We start from the raw sequence: 14,264 nt of genomic DNA on the forward strand, positions 1-14,264 counted from the left end.
GGAAGATTAACAAAAATGATGCGTATTGCTCTTTTCCTGATGACCAACCTGGCTGTGATGTTGGTATTCGGGCTGATTCTCAGCCTGACAGGGATCCAGTCAAGCAGTGTTCAGGGCCTGATGATCATGGCAGGCCTGTTTGGCTTCGGCGGTGCGTTTGTTTCACTGCTGATGTCGAAGTGGATGGCACTGCGATCGGTTGGCGGTGAAGTGATTGAACAGCCACGCAACGAAACCGAGCGCTGGCTGGTGGATACAATTGGCCGTCAGGCACAGCAGGCGGGTATTGCGATGCCACAGGTGGCGATCTATCACGCACCTGACATCAACGCCTTTGCGACTGGCGCACGGCGTAACGCCTCACTGGTTGCTGTCTCAACCGGTCTGCTGCAGAACATGAGCCGTGATGAAGCGGAAGCGGTGCTGGCACACGAAGTGTCACACATCGCCAACGGCGACATGATCACCATGACGCTGATCCAGGGTGTGGTGAACACCTTTGTGATTTTCGTTTCACGTATTCTGGCGCAGATCGCGGCGGGCTTTATGTCCGGCAACCGCGATGGTGAGGAGAGCAGCAACGGCAACCCGCTGGTATACTTTGCGGTGTCGATGGTGCTGGAACTGGTGTTTGGTATTCTCGCCAGCATCATCACCATGTGGTTCTCGCGTCACCGTGAGTTCCATGCCGATGCCGGTTCAGCGAAGCTGGTAGGTCGTGAGAAGATGATTGCGGCGTTACAGCGCCTGAAAACCAGCTACGAACCGCAGGAGCCGAGCAGCATGATGGCGTTCTGTATCAACGGTAAGGGCAAATCGTTCAGCGAGCTGTTTATGTCGCATCCGCCGTTAGATAAGCGTATTGAAGCACTGCGCAGCGGTCAGTATCTGAAGTAGCCTTAAGCAGAGCAGAAAAGGCGACCCCGGGTCGCCTTTTCTGTTTAGAAATCACAATCAGACTGAATCTGACAGCAATATCTTAGCCAAACATGCAGGGAACCCGGGCAGAGGAGGAAAGCGTCCCGCGCCATGGATGGTGCGGGCCGACCGTCATGGATGACAGAAGTCTTTCCGATCTGACCGGGTTCCCTGTGAAGGCTCGGCCTTACAGCGAATCGGGTCACACTCTGTCAGGTGGTCGCCTTTTCTGTTTCTGCCATCAGGCGCGGGTCTGCGTCATCCGCGACACACTGACCAGCGCGGCCACGGCGGCAAAGCTGCCCGCCAGCAGCAGCGAAGCGTGCGTCCCGCGATCATCAAACAGATTAAACATCAGCGCGACCAGCGCGGCACCCATACTCTGGCCCAGCAGGCGGGCGGTGCCCAGCATGCCGCTGGCGCCGCCGCTGCGATGACGCGGAGCGGAAGTGACGATAGTGTGGTTGTTGGGTGACTGAAACAGTCCAAAACCGGCACCGCACAGCATCATGCGCCAGATAATATCGCCATCACCCGGGTTGGCCGGCAGCCAGGCGAGCAGAAACAACCCCAGGGCGAACATAGCCAGCCCGATGCCGCCCAGCAGCCCGGCATGCACCCGTTCAATCAGCCGGCCGGCAATCGGCGCAAACACCATGGTTGCCAGCGGCCAGGGCGTCAGCAGTAACCCGGTTGCCACCTCATCACGCTGCAGGACGTTTTGCAGAAAGAAGGGCAGCGACACCATCGCCAGCATCTGTGCGCAGAACGAACAGACCGACGTTCCCATCGACAGGCTGAATATCGGGATGCGCAGCAGATCAACCGGCAGCAGCGGCACCGCCATGTTTAACTGACGACGAATAAAGAACCAGCCCACAACCAGCAGAGCAATGACCTCCGACAGCACCAGCAGATGACTCTGTCCCTGTGCAAACCCGCTCAGCGCAGAGATGATCAGACCAAAGAACAGGGCGTTCATGATCGCGCTGGGGACATCAAATTTCTGCGCCGTCGCTTTCTGCGGATTATCAGGCAGCGTGCGCAGCGCCAGCCAGAGCGCAATGGCACCCAGCGGGACATTAATCAGAAACAGCCACTTCCAGCTTGCCACCGAAAGAATCGCTGCGGCAACCGTCGGGCCTGCCGCGGTTGAAACCGCAACGACCAGCGAGTTGATCGCCATGCCGCGTCCCAGATGACGCTGCGGATAGATAATGCGTATCAGCGCGGTATTCACACTCATCAGCGCTGCACCTCCTAATCCCTGCAGCACGCGGGCGAAAGTCAGCATGGTCAGGGTGGTGGAGAAGGCGCAGAACAGCGAAGTGGCAATAAACAGCGCCAGGCCCGCCTGATAGACGCGGCGATAACCCAGCATGTCGCCCAGAAATGAGAGCGACAGCAGCGAGACGATAATCGCAATCTGATAGGCGTTCACTATCCAGATCGACTGCGCCGGGCTGGCATTCAGTTCGCGCGAGATAGTGGGCAGGGCGACATTGGCTATCGCGCCATCCAGCACCGCCATGGTCAGACCCAGCGCGATGGTGACGATTGCCATATAGCGCTGACGCGCGGGTAATCCATCCTGAGGAGGAGAGAGTGTCATAAGTTAATTACTAAAGAGGGTGAATATCATCATGCTAATGAAATTAACGCTGAAATACAGCGATCGGACGGATAAAAAACTGTCTTTAAATATGACGTAATGGTTAAAGCATTGCTGCCTTCGTATGCCTCACTCTATACTGACAGTCCGTTCCATTTTTTTTGAAACAGGTTTAACAAGGTGCGCGATGTCCTCTGCTGAAAATGATAAACAGCCCGATTCCGTCTCTTCGGTACTTAAAGTGTTCGGCATTCTGCAGGCGCTGGGTGAAGAGCGCGATCACGGTATTACTGAGCTCGCGCAGCGCGTGATGATGTCAAAAAGCACCGTTTACCGTTTCCTGCAGACCATGAAGTCGCTGGGTTATGTCACGCAGGAAGGTGAGAGCGAGAAGTACTCACTGACACTGAAGCTGTTTGAACTGGGCGCTAAAGCGCTGCAGAATGTCGATTTAATCCGCAGTGCGGATGTGCAGATGCGTGAGCTTTCGCGTCTGACCAAAGAGACCATTCACCTGGGGGCGCTGGAAGAGGACAGTATTGTCTACATCCACAAAATCGACTCCCTCTACAACCTGCGTATGTATTCGCGCATTGGCCGTCGTAATCCGCTGCATACCACCGCGATTGGGAAAGTTCTGCTCGCCTGGCGCGATCGCAGCGAAGTTGAGGAGATCCTGCGGGACGTCGAGTTCAAACGGAGCACGGCCAATACGCTGTTAAGCGCGGAGGCGTTGATTACGGCGCTGGATCAGGTAAGAACGCAGGGCTATGGTGAAGATAACGAAGAGCAGGAAGAGGGCTTACGCTGCCTCGCTGTGCCGGTGTTTGACCGTTTTGGCGTGGTGATTGCGGGACTGAGCATCTCTTTTCCTACCATTCGCTTTTCAGAAGATGCCCGCCAGGATTACGTGGCCATGCTGCATCGGGCGGCGCGCACGCTCTCCTCGGAGATGGGCTATCACGACTATCCGTTCTGAAAACAGCGGGCCATGTGGCCCGCTGTTTTGTTAATTATCGATCACTTCTCCGCTTTTCTTCAGCAACGGACAATCAGTCACGCCCACCACGCCACTGTCAGTATGCAGATACTGCGCACTGATCACACCGCGAGCGGTCAGATAGCTGCACTGCAGGCCAAGGCCGGCTGCATTTTTAGTACTGCCGGTTAATACGCCATAGCCGGTAAACAGCATCGCCAGCCAGATCACCGCCAGCAAGCCTACCGTACGAATAAACAGTTTCATTATGTCTCCTTGTGAAAGATAACTCAGCGCTCCACCTGGTGCCGCCGGTTATTATGATATCAGCATGCCTCGCTTTTCTGGTGGGATCGATCAGAGATAACTGAAACGGCAAATTCTGCATTGATGTTAACCCCATTATCTTTTGCGATGGCGACAGGTAGAATAGGCGGTTGCCATGTTCTGGCGTTTCCACTGAGTTTTACGAGGCAGTTATGAATGAGTTAGCCGCAAATTCGGGCCCACTGGTCAGCTATGGCCTGCTGGTCATTATTTTGATTGTGGCGTTTATCGCCTGGTTCTTTGTCAACCGCGCCAGCGTGCGCGCCGGTGAGCAAATCCGCTTACTGGAATCTTTGCTGGAAGAGCAGAAGAAACAGAATCAGCTGCTGCGCCGTCTGATTGAGATGCAGCCAGGGGCAGAGAGTAAAAAAACCGATGACGATCGCGAGAAACGCGACTTTATCCGGTTGATTCCGGAACGATAATCACAGCAGAGAGGCGGGATGGTCTGGAAAAATCCGTGGTATGACAGCAGCAAAGCGCATCACACGCCCGAGGGATTCTGCAATCCTGAACCGGAACGGCGCAAGCCGGGCGATCTGCAGCGCTGGCGCAGGGATCGCAAAGCGCAGGGGCTGCCGCTGCCACCGCAGCAGGGCTACAGGGCTTTCACCGAACAGTGGTGGCAGCCCGCTGATATCAGCGGCAGTGACGATCGCATCTGGTGGCTGGGACATGCCGCCGTGCTGCTGCGACTGAACCAGCAATATATCCTGATCGATCCCGCACTCTCGTCACGCGCCTCGCCACTCTCTTTTGCCGGGCCGCAGCGAAAAACGCCAGCACCGCTTAGCATCGCTGATCTGCCGCGTCTGGATGTCGTGCTTATTTCACATAACCATTACGATCATCTTGATCGGCCGACGGTTAAAGCGATCGTCCGGCGTTTTCCGCAGGCGACCTTCATTGTGCCGCTGGGCCTGGAAAAATGGTGCAGGGCGCGGGGCGTGAAACAGGTCCATCAGCTCGACTGGTGGCAACAGTTTACTGTCGGCGACCTCTGTTTTGATGCGGTGCCGGCACGTCACTGGAGTATGCGAACGCCGCGCGATCGAAACCGTTCGCTCTGGTGCGGCTGGGTCGTGCGTTCTGCCTCCGTGCGCTTCTGGTTCTCGGGCGACAGCGGCTACAGCGATAGCCTGCCGGAGATTGCTGCCCGACTCGGCCCGTTCAGCCTGGCGGCTTTGCCGATTGGCGCTTATGCACCTGAATGGTTCATGGCGGGCCAACATATGAATCCCGATCAGGCGGTGGCGCTGTGGCAGGCAGCAGGCAGGCCGCTGACGCTGCCCATCCACTGGGGCGTGTTCGAACTGGCCGATGAGTCGCTGGATGCACCACCCAAAGAACTGGCGGATGCGCTGCTGCGGGCAAACGAGCAAAAGGGCGGTTTCGCACCGTGGCGAATAGGCGAAAGCCGCGGGCTGAATAAGGATGCCCAGGAATTATCCTAAAACCCCAGAGTTAAAACAAAAGCCCGTTTTTATTATCTGATATCAATTTTTCAAATCAAAAGTTAAATTCTTAATAAGTAAAATCGGGCTCAATGCTTTTATTTGGAGCAGGACGACTGTCTGGCTCCTGCTTTTGGTGCAAAAAAAGTGTTATCTGTACGAAATAAAAGGCGCTGTACAGGATTGACGCCGGATTATTGATATTTTCAACTTTTCGCGCTTCGCTTATTCATTCTGTTATTGCCATATTTGTGAAATATTAATTTCTTATGGTATCCATTGGGTTAGACCCGACAACAGAGGCCGGAGAGGGCGCTGACCAGGGAGCGTGCTTAATTTGCATCGGCATTTGTAAGCGCCACAGAACAGGCAATGTGAGCCTTCTGGCAATTATGTGCGCAGGCTGGCCGGGGCCCTTAAAAATGGCTTGCCATTGTTTTTAGGATATGTGATAACAAATCCTGAGTTAAACGAGGTACAGTTCTGTTTATGCATGGCATCTTCTGTAAAGAAGTCTGTAAAGAAGAACGAGTAAAGACGTTGACGTTGAATACCGCTTCCTTGCCGAACCTTAATTAGTGCCTCATGCAGTAATGTCTCTGGTTTTTCTGTAAGACAGCCTTCGGGCTAAATAAACATCTAAAGGAATTTGCAAAATGGCAAAGATTAAAGGTCAGGTTAAGTGGTTCAACGAGTCTAAAGGTTTTGGTTTTATCACCCCTGCTGACGGTAGCAAAGATGTGTTCGTACACTTCTCCGCTATTCAGGGCAATGGTTTCAAAACCCTGGCTGAAGGCCAGAGCGTTGAGTTCGAAATTCAGGACGGCCAGAAAGGCCCGGCAGCCGTTAACGTTACGGCTATCTGATTCAACTCCGCCTCGGTGCATTGCACCCTGACATGAAATCTCAAAGCCCTGGCTTCTCAGCCGGGGCTTTCTTTATGCTTCCGATGCGTAAACGTTAAGGTTACACTGCGCCGCGTTATCTGATGCCGGAGCACCCTATGTCCCTGATTTGCCCTCTTTGTCACTCTCCTCTCGTCTTTACTGCGCGCAGCTGGTGCTGCGAGAATCGCCATCAGTTTGACCAGGCGAAAGAAGGGTATGTCAATCTGCTGCCCGTTCAGCATAAACGGTCGCGTGAGCCGGGTGACAGTGCAGAGATGATGCAGGCACGACGCGAATTTCTTGAGGCAGGCTACTACCAGCCGCTGCGTGATCGGGTCGTCAGCCTGCTTGCGCCCGCGCTGAGCCAGCCGGAGTGCAAAATCCTGGATATCGGCTGTGGAGAAGGTTACTACACCGCCGCACTGGCTGACGCAGCAGGCGAGGCAGGGCAGGTCTATGGACTGGATGTCGCCAGAATGGCGATCCGGCTGGCAGCAAAGCGCTATCCGGCGGTGCGCTTCTGCGTCGCCTCCAGCCAGCGCTTACCCTTTGCCGATCACGCCCTGGATGCGGTTGTCCGAATCTACGCACCCTGCAATGAAGCGGAACTGGCGCGCGTGCTGAAGCCGGGTGGCCTGGTACTGACCGTGACACCGGGCCCGCATCATCTGCAGCAGTTCAAGGCGCTGATTTACCGCGAAGTGCAGTTGCATGTGCCGGAGCAGAAAGCGTATCCCGGATTCCACCAGGTGGAGCAGCATGCGCTGCGTTACCCGATGGCATTAACCGGCGCAGCCGCGACGACCCTGCTTCAGATGACGCCGTTCGCCTGGCGGGCGCGTGAAGAGGTCTGGCAGACCCTGCAGCAGAGCGAGCAGTTCAGCTGCGACGCAGACTTTACCCTGACTGTGTGGCAGCGCGACTAGCGCGCTTCGACCAGGGTGTTATAGATGCGCTCCAGATCGTCGAGTTGCTGTACCGCGATCAGCAGCCGACGCTGTTCCAGCTGAATCACCAGAATGCCATCCTCAGAGAGATTCATGCCCTGAATTCGCCGGTAATCGATCCAGACACCGGCGTAAAACAACCCCTCACTTTTCATCAGCAGCGTTGGCTTTCGCAGCCAGAATAACCAGAACGCCAGAAAACTCAGCACCATCAGCAGTGAGGTGGTGAGCTGCGGGCCGTGATGACTGACGTTGTTCCACAGCAGGATCAGCAGCAGGCCGATGAAAATCAGGCTATCCAGCTTATGCTGCCTGCGCAGCGCAACCCGTAAGCGGGTCGGGCCGTGGCGACGCGGCAGAATCGCCTCATGATAAATGGCAAACCCCATCAGGGCGGCAATACAACACGCAATCAGCGCATCGGTTAATGACATCACAGCTACCTCAAACAGGGTGAGCTCAGCCGGTTGTGGCTCAGCTCACCACGCTTAAAAGCCGGGAGCGCAGGCTCCCGGCCGGGTGAAATTACAGACCGAGCAGGCCGATCCAGTAACCAAAGATACCGATAGCAAAGAAGCCGACGATAATCCACAGCGCATTCACTTTACGGCGTAACAGCCACATACAGCCAAAGGTCAGCAGCAGCGGCACCACGCCCGGCATCAGCTGATCGAGGATCGACTGTACGGTGGTGACGGTGGTTTTACCGGTTGAATCGGTAATACGTGACACCACCAGCGGGATGTTAACGTGTGTCCACTTGTTGACCAGCGCCCCCATGACAAACAGGCCGAGAATCGATGCGCCCTCCGTGAGTTTCTGCAGGAAACCGCCGCCCATATCACTGACGATATCGATCCCTTTGCGATAGCCATAGGCCACGCCGTAGTAGCGGGTCAGCAGACGTGCCAGGTTAAACAGCACAAAGAAGAGCAGCGGACCCAGCAGACTGCCACTCATGGCGATACCGGCTCCCAGCGCGGCAAACACCGGGCGCACCGTACCCCAGAAGATCGGGTCGCCAACACCGGCCAGCGGTCCCATCAGGCCGACTTTAAGGCCGTTAATCGCGCCATCGTCGATCGGGGCGCCGTTAGCGCGCTGCTCTTCCATCGCCATAGTCACGCCCAGAACCGGCGCGGCCACATAAGGATGGGTATTAAAGAACTCCAGATGACGCTTGATCGCCTGCTTACGATCATCATTGTTCTCAGGATAGAGACGGCGGATCACCGGCACCATTGAGAAGCAGAAGCCCAGCGCCTGCATGCGTTCAAAGTTCCATGAACCCTGGAACAGGTTAGAGCGCAGAAAGACGGCGCGAACATCACCGGGTGTCAGTTTCTTTTCGACTTTCGTAATATCAACCATGTGCTCACCTGTTCCTTAATCGAGTTCGTTATCAAGATCGTTTGCGGTCGCAGCACCTGATGGTGCTCCCGCCACACGGTTGTATTTCGGGCTGAGCTGAATGTAGAGCACCGCCATGACCACGCCAATGACGCCCAGCGCCACCAGGTTAAAGTTGGTGAAGGCCGCGGTGACGAAGCCCAGGTAAAAGAACGGCATCAGGTAGCCTGCGCGCATCATGTTGATGACCATCGCATAACCGACCACCACAATCATGCCACCGGCGATATTCAGGCCGTTGGTCACCACGTCCGGAATAGAGCTGAGTAAGGCGTGGACCGCACTGGTACCGACCGAAATCGCCACAATCAGCGCCGGGATGGCGATACGCATCGCCTGTAACAGCAGGGCAGAGACGTGGATCCAGGAGATGGCCGTGAGGTTACCTTTCTCTGCGGCTTTGTCAGCCGCATGCTGGAAGGCGACGGTCAGCGTACGCACGATAATGGTCAGTACCTGTCCGGCGGCGGCCAGCGGAATCGCCAGCGCAATACCGGCACCCACACTTTGACCGCCAGCGATAACCAGGATGGTCGAGATAATGGAGGCGAGGGCGGCATCAGGCGCAACGGCGGCACCGATGTTCATCCAGCCCAGCGCAATCATCTCCAGCGTACCGCCGATAATAATGCCGGTTTTCATATCACCCAGCACCATACCAATCAGGGTACAGGCCACCAGGGGACGGTGAAACTGGAACTCATCCAGAATCGACCCCATACCGGCAATACAGGCGACAATAAAAATCAAAATAATTTGTAGCGAGGTTATTTCCATCATACTTCTTGTCCTCAGCAGGATAACCAGGAGCCCGGAAACGCAGGCGCATAAGTGCTTCTGTTACGCGTTAACTTTCGCGATCAGATCCATCATTTTCAGTTTCTGGTCACTGGAAACTTTACGCACTTCCAGTTCAATATTGCGTTCATTGAGTTTGCGGAACGCGGCAATATCTTTTTCATCGACCGAGACCGCATTATTGACCTGGGTTTTCCCCTGGCGGAACGCCATACCGCCGATGTTGACGGTTTTAATATCGACACCCTGTTCCACCACGCGCAGTACATCGGTGGGGTTGGTAAACAGCAGCATCACGCGATCCTGACCATACTTCGGGTTGTTCCACACCCGCACCATCTTATCGACATCCACCACATGGGCCGTGACGCCGGGCGGAGCGACCTGCGTCAGCAGAGTCTTGCGCACATGATCGTTGGCCACTTCATCGCTGACTACGATAATGCGCTGAACGTTGGTCTCTTTGGTCCAGCGCGTTGCTACCTGCCCATGAATCAGACGATCATCAATGCGTGTCAGCCCGATTTTCATGTGGTCACCAGGCGCCATCGGCTTAGCCGGTTGCACCGCAGCGGCCGGTTTCACCGCGGCTGGCGCCGGCGCTTCTTCTTTGGCTTTCAGGGCTTTGACGCCTTCACGGCCGGTCTCCACCGCCACGGCGACCAGCTCGTCAAAACCGGGGTTGTCATCGCGCGCCATCAGGGTTTCGACCAGCATCGGGATATTGACCCCGGCGATGACCTCATACTGCGGTTTGTCGACCACGATGCGACTGGCCGCATTAAACGGACTGCCACCCCAGGTATCAACTAAAAACAGTACTCCCTGCGTCGTATCAAGTTCTGCCAGTCGTGCCTGATATTTTTCAATCAGCGTTTCTGCATTTTCACCGGGGACAAAATCTATCCAGCCGACATTGTCCTGCTCGCCCAACAGCATTTCTGCTGTTTTCAGCAGTTGTTCCGCTGCCCAGCCGTGTGTACCAATTACTATCGCAATGGTCACGTGCTACCTCCGTTCGCTAGAGATGCTCATCTGAGTCAATGAACTGTATTGAATTGCTTTGATGATCTGTTTAACCGGATGATTCGAATTATCGGTATAGCGTCGAAAAAACATGGGTTAACTACGTCAAGGCGGTAAAGTCGCGATTTATTTTAGTGATCGAAAAAATAAATTATGTGATGTCTGTCAGCTATTCATCCTGTGAAGCGGCCAGTAACCCTTTTTATGCGCCCGATCATCCGTCAGGCAGATTGTAAAAATAAGAAAATTTTTTGACGCAATTCGCCGACCTGATACATTAACGTTCTGTTTATTACTCAGGAGTAACGGGCTTCAGCCCACCTTTATGGATCGTCACCGACGTCGCTTAATCTGTTCTTTGCGCCTGCTGGCGCGTCACCCTTCGCCTCACGGCGTTTTCACCGCTTTCCCGACTACCTGCATGTCACGCATTGCTGCGCTGATAAGCAGCACCGCGTTCTGTTCCCTGTTCTGGAGTCATAAATAATGGAATTTTTATTCGACCCCTCAATCTGGGCGGGTTTACTGACGCTCGTGGTGCTGGAAATCGTACTCGGCATTGATAACCTGGTGTTTATTGCCATCCTGGCCGACAAACTGCCGCCGAAGCAGCGTGATAAAGCACGCCTGATTGGCCTGTCACTGGCGCTGGTCATGCGTCTGGGTCTGCTGTCGCTGATCTCCTGGATGGTGACGCTGACGACGCCTCTCTTTAGCGTAGGCGGTTTCAGCTTTGCCGGTCGTGATTTAATTCTGCTGGCGGGTGGTCTGTTCCTGTTGTTTAAGGCGACCATGGAGCTGCACGAGCGGCTGGAGAACCGGCAGCTCGACGGATCCGGTAATCGGGGATATGCCAGTTTCTGGGCTGTCGTGACGCAGATTGTGGTACTGGACGCCGTCTTCTCGCTGGATGCTGTGATTACCGCCGTGGGTATGGTGAACCACCTGCCGGTGATGATGACCGCCGTGGTGATTGCGATGGGTGTGATGCTGCTGGCATCTAAGCCGTTAACCAACTTTGTTAACGCGCATCCGACTGTAGTGGTGCTTTGCCTGAGCTTCCTGCTGATGATCGGTCTGTCGCTGGTGGCAGAAGGCTTTGGTTTCCATATTCCTAAAGGCTACCTCTATGCGGCGATTGGCTTCTCGATTCTGATTGAGCTGTTCAACCAGGTTGCACGTCGTAACTTTATCCGCCATCAGTCAAATCGCCCGATGCGTGAACGCACCGCCGAAGCGATTTTACGCCTGATGGGGGGCCGCAACCGTGCCCAGAACGCCAGCAATGGCAACACCAGCAGCAGCGAAGAGGCTGCGCTGGCGGAAGCGATGCCGCAGGAAGCGTTTAAAGATGAAGAGCGCTATATGATTAATGGCGTGCTGACGCTGGCTTCCCGCTCGATTCGCAGCATCATGACGCCGCGCGGTGAAATCTCCTGGGTCGATGCGAATCGGCCGGTAGATGAGATTCGCGGTCAGCTGCTTGATACGCCTCACAGCCTGTTCCCGGTCTGTCGGGGTGAACTGGATGAAATTGTCGGCGTAGTGCGAGCCAAAGAGCTGCTGGTGGCGCTGGAGCACGGTGTGGATGTGGCGACCTTTGCGGCCAATACACCGACTATCGTGGTGCCGGAGACGCTGGATCCGATCAACCTGCTTGGCGTGCTGCGTCGTGCCAAAGGCAGCTTCGTGATTGTCACCAATGAGTTTGGTGTGGTTCAGGGTCTGATTACGCCGCTGGACGTGCTGGAAGCGATTGCGGGTGAATTCCCGGATGAAGATGAAACGCCCGATATTATTGCGGATGGTGATGGCTGGTTAGTGAAAGGGGGGACCGATCTGCACTCGCTGCAGCAGTTGCTCGACTTCCATGAGCTGGTCGATCCGACAGAAGACCACGCCTCGCTGGCGGGCCTGCTGATTGAGCAGAAAGGGCAGTTACCGCTTCCTGGCGATGTGATTGATATTACTCCGCTGCACTTCCAGATTATCGAAGCGACCGACTACCGTATCGATCTGGTGCGTGTCACTAAAGATAAACCGCATGATGAGGATGAAGAGGGCTAATCGTTCTCGTTGATGCAGCGGCGTTGCCGGGTTTACCGGCCGCGCTGAATTCTCCGACAGCCGCTGGCTCATTGCCGCGGCTGTTTTTTTGTCTGTGGCGTAAGGTCATCAGGCAGGGCGAAACGGGGCTCAGGCGATTGTCACCTGCGGGCATCAGCCTGATGCTGCGCCAGCCACGCCGGGAAGTCCTGCAGCGGCATCGGGCGGGCAAAATAGTAGCCCTGCAGATGATCCACGCCGCGTTCGCGCAGATAGGCCGCCTGCTCAGCTGTTTCCACGCCTTCGGCCACCAGACTGATATTCAGGCGCTGGGCCAGCGAAATCACCATATCCGTCACCGTGGCATTAATCGCGTCAGTGCCGATGGCTGCGGTGAAAATCTTGTCGATTTTCAGCACATCTGGCTGCAGATCTTTCAGGTAGGAGAGCGAGCTGTGACCGGTGCCAAAATCATCAATCGCCAGCCGGACACCGATGTCGTGCAGTTGCGCAATCACCGACTGGTCCACGACCGGCAGGGCATCGCGCTCGGTGAGCTCCACCACCAGTTTTGGCACCGGATTGGCAGGCCACCACAGGTTGTGCAGATCTTCCAGAATGGCGTGGTCGCGGAAGTGGCTGGCGGCAACGTTAATGGCGATATGGAACGCGGGATCGTCGGGCAGCTGCGGTAACTGACTCACCACCTCATTCAGTACAAAGCGCGTCAGCGGTTTGATCAGGTTCTGTCGCTCGGCCAGGGGAATAAAGACATCCGGGGCAATCCAGCCCTGACGGGGATTATGCCAGCGCAGCAGTAACTCAATACCGTCGCACTCACCACTTTTGGTGTTGATCAGCGGCTGGCAATAAACCATAAACTCACGGGCCGTAATGCCATAACTGATTTGCCAGCTCAGGCTCATACGATTTGCGGTCGCCAGCCAGACGATGTAACCCATAAGCAGACTCAGCAGCAGCGCCAGCGGGAGCTGTGAGGGCAGCGTCGCCAGCGCCAGGCGGGTCGGAGAGGGGCCATAGAGAGTAAGCGTAAACGGATAGCGCAGCGAGCCCTGCTCATAGCTCACTTCGTCTTCTGACGGCACCGTGGGCTCGATCAGTGGATTGCCATACTCCAGGCTCTCTCCATTGACGTTAAAGGCAGCGCGCTCCACCCAGGGCAACTGTGGCTCCAGCAGATAATTGCTCATCATTTCGATGTTGATCACCTGCAAAATCCCGGAGCGGTTATCCAGGCTCTTTGGCGTCCACAGCAGTAAAATGGGCGAGCCTTTCAGCAGATACTCATCGGTTGCCAGCGTCATGCGCTGACTGTTAAAGGCTAAGTCAGGGTAAGTCTGGCTAAAGGGGATGGTGCGCGGCCCGTAGATACTGGAGCAGTAGAGCACATCGTTATCCACCAGCAGGATCGCCCGGACCGTCTGCAGGGAGGAGATTTTTTCGATGAGTGGAAAGCGAACATCCTGACAGGGAACGCCGACCAGACCCAGCGTATTATTGGCTGAAACCTCCAGCGGTGAAAACATCCGGTCAAACCGCATAATCGCTTTATCGGCGAAATCCATCGCCTGCTGCTCGATACGTGACTTCTCTTCGATATAGCGAAAGGCCAGGGTTAATATCAGCACCACGGTGGCGATCGACAGCGCTATCAGCACACGCTTGCGTCTGAATTGTCCAACATTTTGCTGGGCCATAAACATCTGTATCCACCTTCCCAAAAGCCAGTAAAAAGCAAAACACAACGGGGTGAGTATCGGCACGGTCAGATCAACATTGAGGCCGGAATGCAGAAAAGCGGGTCTGGAAAGTTGCGTAAGCCGGACGGCTGCGCGGAAA

14 protein-coding genes are annotated in these 14,264 nt (G+C 55.4%); 7 read left to right on the forward strand and 7 right to left on the reverse strand.

The window, feature by feature from the left end:
• Positions 1-15 precede the first annotated feature (15 nt).
• Positions 16-897 (forward strand): protease HtpX, encoded by an 882-nt coding sequence (gene htpX / locus ACO6VX_RS03715; RefSeq protein WP_003852678.1) that lies wholly within the window; start codon positions 16-18, stop codon positions 895-897.
• A gap of 262 nt (positions 898-1,159) precedes the next feature.
• Here the strand turns inward: htpX and ACO6VX_RS03720 are convergent, their stop codons facing one another.
• Positions 1,160-2,530: an MFS transporter gene (locus tag ACO6VX_RS03720; RefSeq protein WP_052270530.1), complete on the reverse strand. Its 1,371-nt coding sequence runs from the start codon at positions 2,528-2,530 to the stop codon at positions 1,160-1,162.
• A 187-nt stretch (positions 2,531-2,717) separates the two neighbouring features.
• Here ACO6VX_RS03720 and kdgR point away from each other — a divergent pair, with 187 nt between their 5' ends.
• Positions 2,718-3,509: a DNA-binding transcriptional regulator KdgR gene (gene kdgR, locus ACO6VX_RS03725; RefSeq protein ID WP_010670769.1), complete on the forward strand. Its 792-nt coding sequence runs from the start codon at positions 2,718-2,720 to the stop codon at positions 3,507-3,509.
• A 30-nt stretch (positions 3,510-3,539) separates the two neighbouring features.
• Here kdgR and ACO6VX_RS03730 read toward each other — a convergent pair whose 3' ends face one another.
• Positions 3,540-3,776, reverse strand: coding sequence for a YobH family protein (locus tag ACO6VX_RS03730; RefSeq protein WP_010258788.1), 237 nt, complete (start codon positions 3,774-3,776; stop codon positions 3,540-3,542).
• A gap of 212 nt (positions 3,777-3,988) precedes the next feature.
• Here ACO6VX_RS03730 and ACO6VX_RS03735 point away from each other — a divergent pair, with 212 nt between their 5' ends.
• The 4 genes from ACO6VX_RS03735 to rlmA all read left to right on the forward strand — a co-directional run bounded on the left by ACO6VX_RS03735 (position 3,989) and on the right by rlmA (position 7,103).
• On the forward strand, positions 3,989-4,261 hold the full coding sequence (locus tag ACO6VX_RS03735) for a YebO family protein (RefSeq protein WP_010258793.1): 273 nt from the start codon (positions 3,989-3,991) through the stop codon (positions 4,259-4,261).
• Between the two features lie 18 nt (positions 4,262-4,279).
• Complete coding sequence (locus ACO6VX_RS03740) at positions 4,280-5,290, forward strand: MBL fold metallo-hydrolase (protein WP_163798581.1); 1,011 nt, start codon at positions 4,280-4,282, stop codon at positions 5,288-5,290.
• Positions 5,291-5,946: 656 nt separating this feature from the next.
• Positions 5,947-6,156, forward strand: a complete 210-nt coding sequence (gene cspE / locus ACO6VX_RS03745) for a transcription antiterminator/RNA stability regulator CspE (RefSeq protein WP_003852684.1) — start codon at positions 5,947-5,949, stop codon at positions 6,154-6,156.
• Positions 6,157-6,293: 137 nt separating this feature from the next.
• Positions 6,294-7,103, forward strand: a complete 810-nt coding sequence (gene rlmA / locus ACO6VX_RS03750; RefSeq protein ID WP_064691386.1) for a 23S rRNA (guanine(745)-N(1))-methyltransferase — start codon at positions 6,294-6,296, stop codon at positions 7,101-7,103.
• Here rlmA and ACO6VX_RS03755 read toward each other — a convergent pair.
• From ACO6VX_RS03755 to manX, 4 genes are all read right to left on the reverse strand, one after another.
• Entirely contained in the window at positions 7,100-7,558 is a 459-nt protein-coding gene (locus ACO6VX_RS03755) for a DUF986 family protein (protein WP_022625541.1), read from the reverse strand. The genes rlmA and ACO6VX_RS03755 overlap by 4 nt on opposite strands.
• 91 nt (positions 7,559-7,649) lie before the next feature.
• A complete protein-coding gene (locus ACO6VX_RS03760) occupies positions 7,650-8,495 on the reverse strand; it encodes a PTS mannose transporter subunit IID (RefSeq protein ID WP_010260523.1) in 846 nt (281 codons plus the stop codon).
• Positions 8,496-8,510: 15 nt separating this feature from the next.
• Positions 8,511-9,311: a PTS mannose/fructose/sorbose transporter subunit IIC gene (locus ACO6VX_RS03765; protein ID WP_010260525.1), complete on the reverse strand. Its 801-nt coding sequence runs from the start codon at positions 9,309-9,311 to the stop codon at positions 8,511-8,513.
• A 63-nt stretch (positions 9,312-9,374) separates the two neighbouring features.
• The gene (manX, locus tag ACO6VX_RS03770; RefSeq protein ID WP_052270527.1) at positions 9,375-10,337 is read right to left on the reverse strand and encodes a PTS mannose transporter subunit IIAB; all 963 of its coding nucleotides are present in this window, start codon (positions 10,335-10,337) and stop codon (positions 9,375-9,377) included.
• 507 nt (positions 10,338-10,844) lie between these two features.
• Between manX and ACO6VX_RS03775 the strand changes: the two genes are divergently transcribed.
• Positions 10,845-12,425 (forward strand): TerC family protein, encoded by a 1,581-nt coding sequence (locus tag ACO6VX_RS03775; RefSeq protein WP_045139904.1) that lies wholly within the window; start codon positions 10,845-10,847, stop codon positions 12,423-12,425.
• 140 nt (positions 12,426-12,565) lie between these two features.
• Here ACO6VX_RS03775 and ACO6VX_RS03780 read toward each other — a convergent pair whose 3' ends face one another.
• Positions 12,566-14,128, reverse strand: a complete 1,563-nt coding sequence (locus tag ACO6VX_RS03780; protein ID WP_422457704.1) for an EAL domain-containing protein — start codon at positions 14,126-14,128, stop codon at positions 12,566-12,568.
• Positions 14,129-14,264 lie beyond the last annotated feature (136 nt).

The sequence above is a fragment of the Pantoea sp. BJFS-204 genome, assembly GCF_049310725.1.
Lineage (GTDB): Bacteria > Pseudomonadota > Gammaproteobacteria > Enterobacterales > Enterobacteriaceae > Pantoea > Pantoea agglomerans.

What these genes read in the sequence shown, in the direction of transcription:
- htpX (WP_003852678.1), top strand. Translation starts at nt 16, where the DNA reads ATGATGCGTATTGCTCTTTTCCTGATGACCAACCTGGCTGTGATGTTG.
- ACO6VX_RS03755 (WP_022625541.1), bottom strand. Translation starts at nt 7,558, where the DNA reads ATGTCATTAACCGATGCGCTGATTGCGTGTTGTATTGCCGCCCTGATG.
- kdgR (WP_010670769.1), top strand. Translation starts at nt 2,718, where the DNA reads ATGTCCTCTGCTGAAAATGATAAACAGCCCGATTCCGTCTCTTCGGTA.
- ACO6VX_RS03760 (WP_010260523.1), bottom strand. Translation starts at nt 8,495, where the DNA reads ATGGTTGATATTACGAAAGTCGAAAAGAAACTGACACCCGGTGATGTT.
- ACO6VX_RS03735 (WP_010258793.1), top strand. Translation starts at nt 3,989, where the DNA reads ATGAATGAGTTAGCCGCAAATTCGGGCCCACTGGTCAGCTATGGCCTG.
- ACO6VX_RS03775 (WP_045139904.1), top strand. Translation starts at nt 10,845, where the DNA reads ATGGAATTTTTATTCGACCCCTCAATCTGGGCGGGTTTACTGACGCTC.
- ACO6VX_RS03780 (WP_422457704.1), bottom strand. Translation starts at nt 14,128, where the DNA reads ATGTTTATGGCCCAGCAAAATGTTGGACAATTCAGACGCAAGCGTGTG.
- rlmA (WP_064691386.1), top strand. Translation starts at nt 6,294, where the DNA reads ATGTCCCTGATTTGCCCTCTTTGTCACTCTCCTCTCGTCTTTACTGCG.
- cspE (WP_003852684.1), top strand. Translation starts at nt 5,947, where the DNA reads ATGGCAAAGATTAAAGGTCAGGTTAAGTGGTTCAACGAGTCTAAAGGT.
- ACO6VX_RS03720 (WP_052270530.1), bottom strand. Translation starts at nt 2,530, where the DNA reads ATGACACTCTCTCCTCCTCAGGATGGATTACCCGCGCGTCAGCGCTAT.
- ACO6VX_RS03765 (WP_010260525.1), bottom strand. Translation starts at nt 9,311, where the DNA reads ATGGAAATAACCTCGCTACAAATTATTTTGATTTTTATTGTCGCCTGT.
- ACO6VX_RS03730 (WP_010258788.1), bottom strand. Translation starts at nt 3,776, where the DNA reads ATGAAACTGTTTATTCGTACGGTAGGCTTGCTGGCGGTGATCTGGCTG.
- ACO6VX_RS03740 (WP_163798581.1), top strand. Translation starts at nt 4,280, where the DNA reads ATGGTCTGGAAAAATCCGTGGTATGACAGCAGCAAAGCGCATCACACG.